We start from the raw sequence: 13192 nt of genomic DNA, 5'->3' as shown, positions 1-13192 counted from the left end.
ACCTCGGCGCCTCGTCCCCATGAAGAACTGCCATCTGCTCCCCTTGACAGTGAACGAACCCATGATCGGCCGGCTGCCGGACGCCGCCTTCAGAATCCCTGCGCAGCCGGTTCCCGGACTGATCAGCCTCCGGCCCCCACTAACAACTTGAAGTTGACGTAGCACTCAGCTCCATCGTAGATCTTGCCTGGTTGGTCGATTGCAGAGGTCGCGCGTGATTCGGGGGTTACGTCCCGGACGCTGCGCCATTACCACGCGATCGCCGACTGGCCAGGATACAAGGCGACCTTCGCGACAGCCAGGCGTGGCCCAGTCTCGTTGAAGGTCAACCTGGTCGATGCCGACGGCAACACGACCGAGCAGACGGCGATCAGTGCGTTTTCCCACTGCGCTTGGGGTTGCGCCGAAGCCGGGCACCAGGTTCATGCCTCCACCAGGTGCGGTCTGCATCGACTGCACCCCTGGTGAGACCGGACGACGAGAGCTGTGGATAGGGCATATGGCCGATGTCCGGAGGACTGGTTTACGGCCAGGCTGCAGGTGACAGAGGCACCAAGATCGGCGGAGAAGAGGGCGCGGGGCACGAGCACCATAGGACTACATGAAGAACCCGCCGCAACATTCGAAGAACGTTGACGCGGCAACATCAATCTGAGGAGCAAGTGATGGGCATCGCCCAACTGAACCCGGCCGGGCTACCCGTGCCGACCGGCAACTACACGCACGGCACGTTGGTCACCGAGGCGCAGCGTACGGTTTTCGTCAGCGGTCAGGTGAACTGGTCCGACGAGAACGGTGAGATCCCGTCGGACTTCGAGACGCAGTACCGCACCGTCTGGCGCAACGTCCTGGCCGTTCTCGCCGAAGCCGACATGGGCGTTCGCAACCTTGCCAAGGTGAACATGTACCTCGCCGATCGCCGCTTCCGCGACGTCAGCAGCACGCTGCGGGAAGAGATCCTCGGCGACCATTGCCCCGCGCTGACCATCATCATCTGCGACATCTACGACGAGGCATGGCTGCTGGAGATCGAGGCAGTCGCGGTCGACGTCGGGTGACGCCTCAGCAGCGGATCGGGGGTTCGCGAGGCGGGCTCCCGCCGTCGATGAAGAGACGGGCGTCTGGGCTGGTGATCGCCGCGATGCGTTCGAGCGCGATCTTGCCCTCGGCAGGGTGCCGGCCGTCGAGAGCACCAACCCTGACAGCGAAGACGAGGTCGAACGGATCCTCACCACTGTCCAGAGTGAAGTCCTCGATGCTTGTTTGGCGAGCGCTCAGACGTCCAGAGCCGAGCTCTGGTGCCGAGAGCGCACGGAGTTGCTCGATCGCTGCTGCCGATCGGTCGACGGCCAGGATGTGCCCGGTGTCGAGGCGTCTGGCGATTGCCCGCGCTGCGACACCAGGGCCACAACCGATCTCGAGGATGCGGTCCTGTGGACTGATTGGTAGGGCAGCAACGATCTCGGCCAGTCGTGGCGGCAGCCGCGCGGTCACGACTCCTCCATCGAACAAGTGAGGTTGGGGCGGACTTCACGAACAGTCAGGAGCCGCCGCGGGCGAGAACATCCGCGTCGGCAACCTGCAGGCTTTGTGGCGCCAACTATGCGGACAAGTGCCTACAGAGCGCCTTCAAACCACTCACGCCGCACTCGTGGCCTGGAGCAACTATCGCGATCGATTGAAAGCCAGACCGCCTGTCTGCAAGGAGATACGGCGCAACCCTCAGGAAACCCGGGTCGATGAACTCCAGCGGCTCTACTCTCAACCGCATGATACGTTTCGCGAAGATCGCGGTGGCGGTTCTGGGTCCTTGGGCTCGCGAGCGCATGCTCGTCCGGCGACCCGGCAGCTGTTCCCAGCCCCTCGAGCACGCCGTCCCCGACGCCCACACCGACGCCGAGGCCCACTCCGACACCCACCTCGATCGCGTCGCCGACGTCGGGCCTGGCCAGGCCGACCGGTGGCGCTGCCCCGCTGACCGACTTCCCCATCCTCGCGAACCCATGCCCGTACCTGCGCAAGGTGCGCTTCATCCAGCAGATGGGCGGGCAGAAGTGGCTGGCCACCCAGCAGAAGAAGACCCCGAAGAGCGCCGGCTGGGCCGAATTCGCCGCCTTCCCAGAGGTAGCCGACGCCGCCATCAGCGGATCCCAATGCGTAGCAACCGTCAACACCAAACGCGGTATGGTCCTCAATGTCTTCGCCTTCAAAACAGTCGCCGAAGCAAGCGAACAACTGGCCGCCGACCAGAACTGGCCCGGCCTGGGCGACCAGGCCGACCTAGGCATTGTGGCCAGGAGCGGCTCCGGCTTCATGCGAGTCGGCCGGGTAGTAGTCCAGCTCGTGGTCGTCTACGACAACCTGGCCGGTAAGGCCGCCCGCTCCGTAGTACATGACATTCTGAAAGATCTACTCCCAGGTCTCCCCAAGACCTGAGCACGCCTTGGTTGCCGTCCGCAACAATGGAGCACGCGGCCCCGCCGTCGGTCGAGGGCATCGACAGTCGCCATCAGGGCAGCTACAAGATGGCAGCACGAGCGATCTTTCAGCTGTCCGGCAACGTAGCCAACAGTGTCTTGAGGTCGTCCCGTCGCAGCTCGCCAGTGTCCCCGCCTCCAATCTCGTCCAGAATCTCCAATGCCTGAAGGACACTGCGCCTCGCCTCGACAATCAATCCAGCCCCGGCCTGTGCAGTAGCTGCCTGCGCCAAGGTGGTGCATTCGTGCCACTGGTCGCCGGCCGCGGAGGCGAAGCTGATCGCCTGCCCGAACTCAAGCATCGCCTCGGCATATCTACCCTGTCCTGCCAGTGCCTGCCCGAGTGTGTCTCGCGCGAACGAGACGTAGCACTGGTTCCCGGCCACTTCGCAGAGCTCGATCGCCTTCTGGGCCGTGTCGGACGCTGCCTCGTAGGCCCCGAGTTCGACGTAGCTCATGGCCAGGTTGTTCCAGCTACTTCCCTCCTCTGCGGGATCGTCGAGCAGGCGGCCGATCTCGATCGCCGTGCGATGCCGTCGGACGGCCGAGTCGGCTCTGCCGAGCATTCGCAGAGTCGACCCGAGGTTGCTCAACACGGACGACTGTCCACGAATATTGCCCACACCTTCGAAGAGATCGAGGGCGCGCTCGAAGTGCAGTTTGGCCAGTCCGTGCTTTCCCAGGCGATTGTGGACGTTGCCGAGCTGATTCAGCGATAGCGCCACAGCGCAGCTGTCGGAGAGCTTCTCAGCGACGCTGATCGCGAGGTGATGCAGTCTGAAAAGCTCATCAAGCATGCCGCGGTGAAACAGGTAGCCGTTCGCCGCCTGCGTGATCCGATAGGCCGCGGGGTGTTCAGCCCGGCTCGCCGCATGCACCGTCGCGGCGAGCGCTGATCGTTCCTGATCAAACCAGCCTGAAGCATCGCTCGCGAGCTCGAAGGTCGCTGGCAGGACTCCTGCCTGGGGCTCGTCGAAATCGGTCGGCAGCTCTGGAAACCCCATCTGCGCCCGGGCGTTGAGTGCCGATCGCAGGTACCAGTCAAAGACGCGCAGGAGGGCAAGATCCCGATCGGCCGGTAGTCTCGCCGACTGTTCGATCGCGTGGATCCGGACCAGGTCATGCATCGAGTAGCGACCAGGCTCGCGCTCCTGAACGAGGTGCATGTTCTGCAGGCGGTCCAGCAGACTTCGGGCCACAGCACAGGTCGTGCCGGTCAACGCGGCCGCCGCCGGGACACCGAGATCCGCACTAGGGTGGCTGCCGATCAGCCGATAGGTTCGCGCCGCCTCCGTATCGAGCACCTCGTACGATGCCGTCAGGACCGCCCGCACACTGGCCAGCGGATCACCACCGGTCTCGAGTGCGTCCAGCCGATCCTGTTCGTCGCGTAGCCAGTCGAGCAACTCTTCCCCGGAACCGGCCGGATCCCGAACCGCATGCTCCGAGGCGATCGCGAGTGCCAGCGGAAGGTCGGCGCATAAGGCGGCGAGTTCAGCAACGGATGCTGCCGGCCAGCGAATGCCCTCGGCCTCGAGGTTCCGCGACACCAGCTCCCTCGATTCCTCGGCTGCCAGCCGGTCCAGGACGATCCGCTCTACTCGACGGGGCGAGGACAACGACCGGAGCTGATCGCGGCTGGTGACCAGGACGAGGCTGCTACCCCGGTCGGGCAGCAACGGTCGCACCTGGCCGGCATCGCGCGCGTTGTCCAGTAGGAGCAAGACTCGTCGGCCCGACAATGCAGTTCGCCAGAGCGCGCTGCGACCATCGAGGTCAGAAGGGACCAGATTCCCCTCGAAGCCGATACCAAGCAGAAGCAGATCGAGGGCCTCGGCGGCTGACCGTGGCCGGTCCGCAGGCGCATAGCCGCGCAGGTCGACGTACATCTGGCCGTCGGGAAACAGCCGGGCGGCCTGATGAGCCCAATGGACGGCGAAGGCCGTTTTGCCCACGCCGCCCGTACCGTGAATGGCCGCGATCATCGGCGCCCTCGGCCGGCCATCGGCCAGTGACCGATCCAGGCGGGTGAGTTCCGCTGCCCTCCCGATGAACCGTACGACGTTCGCCGGTAGCTGGCGCGGGACCGCAGCACGATTCGAAGTCACCACCGCACCCATTCCCCCGGCGGCCAGCAGCTCTGCCCTGGCCGCTTGCAATTCCGGGCCAGGGTCAGCGCCGAGTTGATCGGCCATCCGGGCCCTGACCTCCTCGTATCTGTCCAGCGCCTCCTCCCGCCGTCCGCTTCGCCCGAGAACGAGTAGCCACCGCGCCCAGGTGGTCTCCCTCAGCGCATGGTGTGCGCACGCCTCCTGGAGGTCCGCCAGCAGCACCTCGGAGTCCCGCTGTTCAGCGATGGCGAAATCGGCTCGCCGGTCCAGGACGGCAAGGTAGGTCTCGGTGATTCGGGGCAACTCGAGTTCGACCAGGCGAGGTGAGTCGATCCCGTGGAAAGGCGTGCCTCGCCACAACGAGCGGGCCTGCTCCAAGCGGATCCGTTCGTGCTCGTCACCCGGCGGTATCGCCGCCAGCTCGGCGAACCGCAGCGCGTCGACTTGCTCACGTCGGCAGCGGAGCAGGTACCCGCACGCGCTCTTGGTCACGATGCCGGCCCCGAGCAGCCCTCGCAGGCGAGAGATGGTGGTCTGCAGGCCACGTTTCTCGTCGGCGGGGACCTGCTGGCCCCACAGCATCGCCGCCAGTCGCTCCGTCGAAATGACCTCCCCCGCTGACATCGCGAGCGTCGCGAGCAGAACGCGCAAGCGTGTTGAGCTGATTTCGACCGGGCGGCCGTCGATGGTCACGCCGAATGGCCCGAGTACACGAACCTCCAGCCCTGAGACCGCCATTTCGATCAGCCGACGCCGAGAAGTGGCGGCCGCTGGTAGCCCGGCGTGATGCCGGTGGACTCGAGTCCGCGGGCAACAGCCAGCAGTGTCGCTTCCGACCAGCGGGGACCGATCAATTGCAGGCCGACCGGGAGCCCGGCCGTGTCCGTCCCGACCGGAATGGTCAGAGCCGGCAGGCCCGTCAGGCTGGAGAACGCGTACAGAAATCCTTGCTGGTAATACGGGACTTTCTGCCCGTCGATATCCAGTACGTCACCGTCGGAGTGGGGGAAGGCCACGGTGGCCGCAGCCGGCATCAGCAGTGCGTCGTACTCCCCGAAGAACGCGTCCCAGGTAGCGATCAGGATGTCTCGCCTGTGCAACGCAGTGAGGTAGTCACTTAGCCGGTGATCGTCAGGATTGCCAGTGAGTGTGTTGAGCAGATCCCCGAACTGCTCCAGCTGCTCATCCCAGTTGACGTCGGGCAACTCCTCGGCGACACGACCGCCGGCGTCTGACACACCCTTGGCGACTTCGCGAACCCGGTCACTCAGTACGCCGGCGATCGGCGCACCCGGAATCGTCGGCGCCACCGCCAGCCGAAGTTCCCCCGGTGACATCTCAGGCCGATGGTCGAAGGGGACCGGCGAGACCTCCGCGTCGTACCCGTCCGGGCCGACGACAACAGACATCAGTAGTTCGAGATCGTCCAGGCTGCGCGCGATCGGTCCGATGCAGGCCATCACCCGCACAGGCCGCGGCCCCGGCGTACGGAGGAAGCCGGTGAGAGGAACCCTGTGCTCGGTCGGCTTCAGCGAGTACACGCCGCAGAACGCCGCTGGTTGCCGTAACGAGCCGGACAGATCCGATCCGATCTCTCCGGGTGTCAGTTCCGCCGCGACCGCGGCGGCCGGCCCACCGCTCGAACCACCGGGCGTCCGGGTGAGGTCCCAGGGGTTGTTGGTCCGGCCGAAGATCGCGTTGTCACTCTGGTAGTCGGCGAGCCAGGCCGGCACATTGGTGTGTCCGATGAGGTTGGCACCGGCCGCCCGCAGCCGGGCAGCCACCGTGCTGTCGGCCCCCGCCACTCGGTCGAGATCCGAGGTTCCTACAGTGGTTCGCAAACCGGCCACGTCGTGCGCATCCTTGAGCGTGAGCGGTACGCCGTGCAGGGGCCCAATGGGGTTGCCGGAGGCCCAGGCCTTGTCGGCCTCCGCTGCCCGTGCCCTGGCACCGTCCTCGTCCAGCGACACCACAGCGTTCAACGCCTCGTTATGGGTTGCGATTCGCTCCAGATAGGCGTCCAGCACCTCGGTCGCCGAGAGATCGCCGACAGCAAGAGCCCGGGCCAGATCGACCAGCGAGAGTCCTTCGATGTTCTTCATCATGGTGTCCTTTACGATCGCTCAGTGGGCCTTGCGGGCCAGGAAGGTCAGCCAGGTGTCGCCATCGCAGTCGGTGTGCCGCTGGTCCCAATCGACCCTGAGCCCAGCCTCCGCCAGCAAGGCGTCGTACTCCGCCCGATCCCAGTACGACATCAGGTAGGCGCCGTTCGTCTCGCCGGATCCCTCGCGAACGGAGACCAGGAAGGCGCCCGCCGGCCGCAGCGCGGCCGCGACCTTCCGGAGCACCGACAGTGTCGAGTCCCGATCGACGTGGATGAACACGCACAGCGCGAGGATCCCGTCGTACGGTCCGCCCAGATCGTCCCTGATCACGTCCAGCGGCTCCACCTGCTTGCCCCTGGCAACCTGCAGGCCCCGGAACGCCCGGGTGGCGTCGGTACGGCGTACCGACTCTCCACATGATTCGATGAAGTCGGCATCGCGGCCGGTGCCGGACCCCACCTCCAGCACCCGACCGCCCGGCGGGATCGCCTCGACCAGTCGGAGCAACGCACCTTCGATCACCGGTGGCGGGAAGTCGCCGATCTGGGCGGCGTAGTCGAGGGCGTCGCGTTCGTATGACTCGATGGTCAGGTTCGTCATGCTTTCCTCCGAGCGGATCGGTCTGTTGTACCTCCGACTCTCCGGCTAAGGCACCAACCGCCACATGAGGCAGATGCCTTATCTTCTGCCGTCAAACGAGAGACCGGCGAACTCAAGACGCGTCGCATCAGCTCACTGGATCCCACGCGCGGCCGGGCCGAAGGAACACTCCTGGCAAGGAGTCTCTGCTGGGCGGTGCAACTAGCCGAGGTCGAACAGGCGCAACCGGTGCGCTGTGGCGGCGGCTGCACCGCGGGAGGCAACGCCGAGCTTGGCGAGAATGTTCGATACGTGGACGCTGGCGGTCTTGGGCGAGATGAACAGCTCGCCAGCGATCTCGCGATTGCTTCGGCCGGTGGCGATCAATCTCAGTACCTCGAGCTCACGCTCGGTGAGATGGAACGGCTCATCGACAGCTGTTCCCCCCGGCGAACCGACCAGGTCGACCTTCATCCGGACGGCCAGCCTTGAGACCTGCTGATGGAGTACATGTGCACCGATACCGGATGCAAGAGCGGCAGCCTGGCGCAAGGAGTCCGCCGCCGCCGGGCGGTCGCCCAGCGCGGCCGCCGCAATCGCGGATCGCATCAGGGCGTAAGCCTGCGGATACGGCCGAGACAGCACGCCCCAGGCAGCTGCAGCGGTGTCCCACGCCGAGGGGTCGGGCGCACTCGTCAGTTCGGCCGCGAACACCTGTGCGTGGGCTTTCTCCACCGGCCACGGCGTGGAGGTTGCGGCGGCGACCGCCTCGAGCTCTTCTGTCGAGCCTGACTCGGCACAGATCCGCGCAGACGCGGCAAGGAGCGGCCAGACGTAGCGCGGATCCGCACCCCGTCCGAGGTCCGGGACGGTCGCCGCCACCGTCAGAGCACCCGCCAGGTCCCCATCTGCAGATTTCTGCTCGAGCTCGAGTTGGACCCTCGGCAGAGTCTGCTGAGCCTCGGCACGCGGATCGGAGAGCGCCGCCAGCTCTTGGAAGGTCTGATCGATGACAGCGGTTTCGCCGCGAGCGACGGCAATCCGGCCACGGCAGAGCAGCAGGTTCACCCGTCCGTACGGCGCAGGGTCCAGATCGAGCGCGCGCTGGACGGTCTCGAGGGCCTCGTCCCAGTGCCCAGCAGAAACGAGCGACTCGGCCAGATTCTGGGCGATCAACTCCGCGACGTAGCGGGCGGATCCCAGCTGAGAGGTCCTGAGCAGGCCCGCCCGGCCGGCGTCGATCGCGGCCTCGTGGTTTCCACGGCTCTCGTTCGCATGGGTCAGGCCGACGTACGCGAGCAACTCGAGCCGGACCGAGCCGGAACGGCCGGCCAGCTCCAGCGCCCGGTTGAGCAGGCCGATCGTATCCTCGCCTTCGCGGGTGCCCAGGTGCGCCCGGGTGATCAGCGCCTCTGCCTGAATCTCGTCGTCGCCGGCCGCGTCTGCCAGGTCGGACAGCTCAACACTCAACGGCAGTGCCTCCTCGCGTAGGTCGTGCCGCATCAGCACGCGAGCCAGCTGGCCGAGCGCCTGTGCGCGGATCCGGCCCGGGTGCGAAGCGAGCTGTAGCGCCGCACGCAGGTCATCGAGCTGACCAGGCTGCAGGCGCTCCTGCCGGAGCTCGGCACGCCGTAGTAACAGGGCGGCGAGCCGCTCGCCTCCGGAGCCACCCAACTCGCCGATCGCGATCTCGACCAAGGTCAGACCGCGCTCCGGCCGACCAGCCCACAGAGCCGCGTCAGCAGCGAGTTCGAGCGCACCGACATGATCGACACCAGTGTCAGCAGCGGCAGCCGGGGCGCTCTGCCAAAGTCGCAGGACCTGTTCCAGCATGCGCAACTGCTCGGCATAGCCGAGGCCACGCCGAGACTCACCGGCGGCGGTCCACGCCGCGCGCAATGCACGTTCGTCATCGTGCGCACCTTGCCAGTGGACAGCCAATCGAGAAGCACTCCCGACGCCGCCCGCGAGCGTCTGGGTCTCCTCCAATGCCTCGGCGAACGCGCGATGCCAGCGTGCGCGCTCACCAGCAAGCAGGTCGGCACTGACCGCCTCACGGATCAGTGAGTGCCTGAACGCATAGCCGTCGGCGTCACTGATCACCACATTTGCCGCGGCGGCAGGCCGAAGAGCCTCGGTCAAGCTCGCCTCGTCCAGCCTGGTGACCGCGGCCAGCAGCCCGTGTCCCACTCGTCTACCGCCCACCGCCGCGGCACGGAGAACCTGCTGACTCTCGTCAGGTAGTCCCTGCACCATCTCGAGTAGAAGGTCACTCAAGGACGACGGCAGGTCTGCCCGGACAGTACCGTCCGCCTTCGTCATCGCCTCGGTGAACAGCGGCACTCCGTCGCCTCGGTCGTAGATCGACTCGACGACGGCGGCCGACGCGGGCCGTCCGAGGATGCCCTCGAGCTGATCGGCCACCTCGAGCCGGGTCAACCGCGGCAGAGTCACCGAGATGACGCCGCCTGATCGAGCCATCCTGGCCAGCAGTGGACGCAGTGGATGACCGCGGCGAAGCTCCTCGAACCGGAAGGTGACGACCATCAGCAACGCGCCGTGGCGGAGGTTGCCGGTCAGGAAGCTGAGCAGATCCCGGGTGGAGTCGTCCGCCCAGTGAGCATCCTCGACCACTAGCACGACCGGCTGCTCCCCCGCCAGCTTCTCGAGTAGCCGAAGGAACACCTCGAAGAGCCGAGCACGGGCCATCTCGGGGCCTGCGCTGCTCACAGGTGGAGTGCCGAACTCCGGTAGCAGCCAGGCCAGTTCCGTCGCGCCGTCGACCAGCTCGCTGACCGCGTCAACACTGCGGACGCGGACCAGGTCACGCAGAGCAGCCGTGAATGGCGCGTACGGGAGGGCCGCCTCGCTCAGTTCGACGCTGCTGCCGACCAGTACCAGCGCCCTGTCGTCGATCCGCGCAACGAACTCCTGGACGAGCCGGGACTTGCCCCCGCCGGCTTCCGCGCCGAGCAGCACTACCCGTGGATCACCGCCAGCCGCGTCGTCGTAGGCCGCATTCAAGGCAGCCAGCTCGGCCGCGCGCCCACAGAATCGAGGACTGAGCGGGCCGGCGAGGTCAGCTTTGTTCATCACAGTCCTCCGAGCAGACAACGGAGCTCGCTACGACTCAGCTGCGGGTTGTCCGGCGCCTCGTCACGGTCGAGCAGTTGCAGGGCGCATTCCCAGCTCCGGCGAGCAGCGTCCAGCCTGCCCATGGCACACTCCGCCCGGCCGAGATTACGCAGGGTGAAGGCCTCGCTCCACCCGCTGCCCATCCGATGATGGATGGTGATCGCGCGAGTGAAGCAACGAATGGCCGCATCATGATGGTCGAGTGCCAGCTTGGCCAGGCCAAGAGTGTCCGTCGAGATCGCTTCCGCGGTGAGATCGCCTTGCCTGCGGTTGATCTCCATCGCTTTGGCGGCAGACTGGGCAGCTGCTTCGAACCGGGTCATTTGCAATTGAGTAGTCGCCAGGTTGTTCAGAATGGACGACACAGCGGCCGGTTCGCCGGTCTGTCCGGCCAGGGCGAGCGCCTGCTCCTGCGCGGCCAGCGCCAGTTCCGGACGCCCGTCGAGTTCGTGGATCATACCGATATTCCCGAGCGCCGTGGCCTGACCGTCCACATCACCGGCCGCTCGAAACAGATCCAAAGCCTGTTCGAACCAATCGGTCGCACGCTCGTACTCGCCGAGTCGGCCGTAGGAGCTCCCCCGCTGGTTCGTAGCCACCGCCTCTGCCAGCGCGTCACCGTCGGCTCGTGCGGCGTCGACGGCGAGGAGTTGCAGCTCCAGCGCCTCCGCCGGCGGACGTCGGGTCAGAAGATATCTGAACAGGCTCCGTACAACGGTGAACACGACTTGGTTTCGCCCGCCGGCGACAGCGCCACGGACGATCGTGAGCAGAGTCCGGTACTCCGAATCCAGCCATTCCATCGCCTGCCTGCTGTCGTCGAAGGTCAGCGCCTCGACCCCGAACGGCGATTCGTCCCGGCGAGTGGGCGTGTGGCGCTGACCCAGCTTGACGCTAGCGGCCTCCGCCGAGTGCATATACCAGCCCATGATCCGAACCGAGGCGCAGTCGCGTTCCTCGGCGGACTCAGCCAGCGCGCACTCTGCCGCGAAGGAACCCACCAAGTCGTGCAGCTCGTACCGCCGCCGTGCCGTCTGGTGGGCCAGATGTGCATCCTCCAGGCGATCCAGCAATCTGGCCGCGGCTGACACACTCGTCCCAGTGAGGGCGGCCGCCGCCGGGACACTTACCGACAGACCTGGGTGGAGACCGAGCAAACGGAACAGCCGAGCCGCTTGCGGCGGGAGTGCTGCATAGGACGTCGTCAGGACGGTGCGCACACTGGTCAACTGGTCGTCGCCGGTGTCGAACGAATCGAGGCGGCGCTGCTCACCACGCAACTCTTCGATCAGGTCGTCGATCGAGGGGCGCGGGAGACGTGCGGCTCGCTCGGCGACAATGGCCAGCGCCAGCGGAAGATGGTCACACAGCTGAGCGAGCTCGTCGACCTCCGACCCGCTCCGCGTGGATTCCGGAAGCGAGCTGCTCAGCATGGCCCGCGACTCCGCGCGGGTGAGTCTGTCGAGCGCGATCCGGATCGCACCCTCGCGAGCGGTCAAGCTGCGTAGCTGGCTCCGGCTCGTCACCACCACCATCCCGGTACCGGGGAGCAAGGGCCTGATCTGGTCGGCATTTCGCGCATTGTCCAGCACGAGCAATACCCGTCGATCCGCCAGCGTCGTTCGCAACAGCGCGCTGCGGCCGTCGGCGCTCGGAGGAATCTGGGCGGCCGGGAGCCCAAGACCGTGCAGCAACAAGTCCAGGGCCTCTCCCTCACTCAGCGGCTCGCCAGGCCCGTATCCGTGCAAATTGATGAACAATTGCCCGTCCGGGAACGACTCGGACATCTGGCGTGCCCAATGCACGACCAGACTCGTCTTGCCGACCCCGCCGGCCCCGTGCACGTTCGTGACCACGGCGGCTGTCTCCCGGTGGTCGGCCAGAGCCGAGGTCAGGGCTGTCAACTGCTCAGCGCGACCAATGAACTGCCGAACATCTCCGGGCAACTGTCTCGGCATCGTCCGAGCCCGCACCTGCGGCGGCTCGGTCTCCGCCCTGAGCAGCCCGGTGTGCAACGCTCGCAGAGCCGGGCTCGGGTCGACGCCGAGCTCGTCGGCAACCCGCGTCCTGACCTCTTCATAGCACTCCAGCGCCTCTGCGTGGCGCCCGCTGCGGTCCAGTACGTCGATCAACCGCTCCCACAACGACTCGCGGAGCGGATACTTACCGGTGAGATCACGCAACTCCGTGACCAGGCCGCCGTACCGGCCCTCGGCCAGGTCACGGTCGATCCGGCGCTCGAAGACCGTCAGGTAGGCCTCCGTCAACCGGATTCCTGCTGTTGCCTTGAGCAATGGTGACGGCACGCCCTGGAACGGCTCACCACGCCAGAGGGAAAGAACGTCTAGCAGATCGAGCTCCGCTGCTGCATCCGCCGTGGCGCCAAGCAGCCGCAGACCGTCGACGCAATCCGCGGGACAGGTCAGCATATAGGTGCCGGACTGCGTCTCGATCCGTTCGGCACCGATCAACGCCCGCAACCGCACGATAGCGATCTGCAGACTTCGGCGCGCATCGGAAGGAAGCTCGTGGTCGTCCCACACCGCCGCTATCAGCCCGTCGGTGGGGACCGCCTCCGTGGCGCGCATCGCCAGAGCCGCCAGCAGGGCACGAAGCCGCCCGGCCGGCATCGCCACCTGCTGACCGTCCACCAGTACTTCGAACGGACCGAGCAGCCTGACTTCCAAGCTAAAACTCAAGGCTCTGACCTCCCGCCAATCCATCAATGCCATTGCAGCACACGATCGGTGCAACAACCGGCCCGGATACAGCTCGTTGTTAGCGC

At 66.3% G+C, this 13192-nt stretch carries 8 protein-coding genes; 2 read left to right on the top strand and 6 right to left on the bottom strand.

The window, feature by feature from the left end; translation table 11 throughout:
* Positions 1-665 precede the first annotated feature (665 nt).
* A complete protein-coding gene (locus tag G3I17_RS06160; RefSeq protein WP_164594899.1) occupies positions 666-1058 on the top strand; it encodes a RidA family protein in 393 nt (130 codons plus the stop codon).
* A gap of 4 nt (positions 1059-1062) precedes the next feature.
* Here G3I17_RS06160 and G3I17_RS06155 read toward each other — a convergent pair whose 3' ends face one another.
* Positions 1063-1494 (bottom strand): class I SAM-dependent methyltransferase, encoded by a 432-nt coding sequence (locus G3I17_RS06155; protein ID WP_164594898.1) that lies wholly within the window; start codon positions 1492-1494, stop codon positions 1063-1065.
* Between the two features lie 528 nt (positions 1495-2022).
* Here G3I17_RS06155 and G3I17_RS06145 point away from each other — a divergent pair.
* A complete protein-coding gene (locus G3I17_RS06145) occupies positions 2023-2436 on the top strand; it encodes a hypothetical protein (protein ID WP_164594897.1) in 414 nt (137 codons plus the stop codon).
* Between the two features lie 109 nt (positions 2437-2545).
* Here the strand turns inward: G3I17_RS06145 and G3I17_RS06140 are convergent, their stop codons facing one another.
* From G3I17_RS06140 to G3I17_RS06120, 5 genes are all read right to left on the bottom strand, one after another.
* Positions 2546-5170: a tetratricopeptide repeat protein gene (locus G3I17_RS06140; RefSeq protein ID WP_239062290.1), complete on the bottom strand. Its 2625-nt coding sequence runs from the start codon at positions 5168-5170 to the stop codon at positions 2546-2548.
* 161 nt (positions 5171-5331) lie between these two features.
* The gene (locus tag G3I17_RS06135; RefSeq protein ID WP_203589796.1) at positions 5332-6690 is read right to left on the bottom strand and encodes an amidase family protein; all 1359 of its coding nucleotides are present in this window, start codon (positions 6688-6690) and stop codon (positions 5332-5334) included.
* A gap of 21 nt (positions 6691-6711) precedes the next feature.
* Positions 6712-7293 (bottom strand): methyltransferase domain-containing protein, encoded by a 582-nt coding sequence (locus G3I17_RS06130; RefSeq protein WP_164594894.1) that lies wholly within the window; start codon positions 7291-7293, stop codon positions 6712-6714.
* A 201-nt stretch (positions 7294-7494) separates the two neighbouring features.
* Positions 7495-10365 carry an AAA family ATPase gene (locus tag G3I17_RS41520; protein WP_164594893.1) on the bottom strand — a complete coding sequence of 957 codons (2871 nt, stop codon included), beginning with the start codon at positions 10363-10365 and terminating at the stop codon, positions 7495-7497.
* The gene (locus tag G3I17_RS06120; RefSeq protein WP_164594892.1) at positions 10365-13139 is read right to left on the bottom strand and encodes a tetratricopeptide repeat protein; all 2775 of its coding nucleotides are present in this window, start codon (positions 13137-13139) and stop codon (positions 10365-10367) included. Before G3I17_RS06120 ends, G3I17_RS41520 begins: the two co-directional genes overlap by 1 nt.
* Between the last annotated feature and the right edge of the window lie 53 nt (positions 13140-13192).

This window comes from Streptomyces sp. SID13031 (assembly GCF_010548305.1).
GTDB lineage: Bacteria > Actinomycetota > Actinomycetes > Propionibacteriales > Kribbellaceae > Kribbella.
The sequence above is the reverse complement of the archived record's forward strand: the minus strand, read 5'-3'. Positions and strand labels throughout refer to the sequence as shown.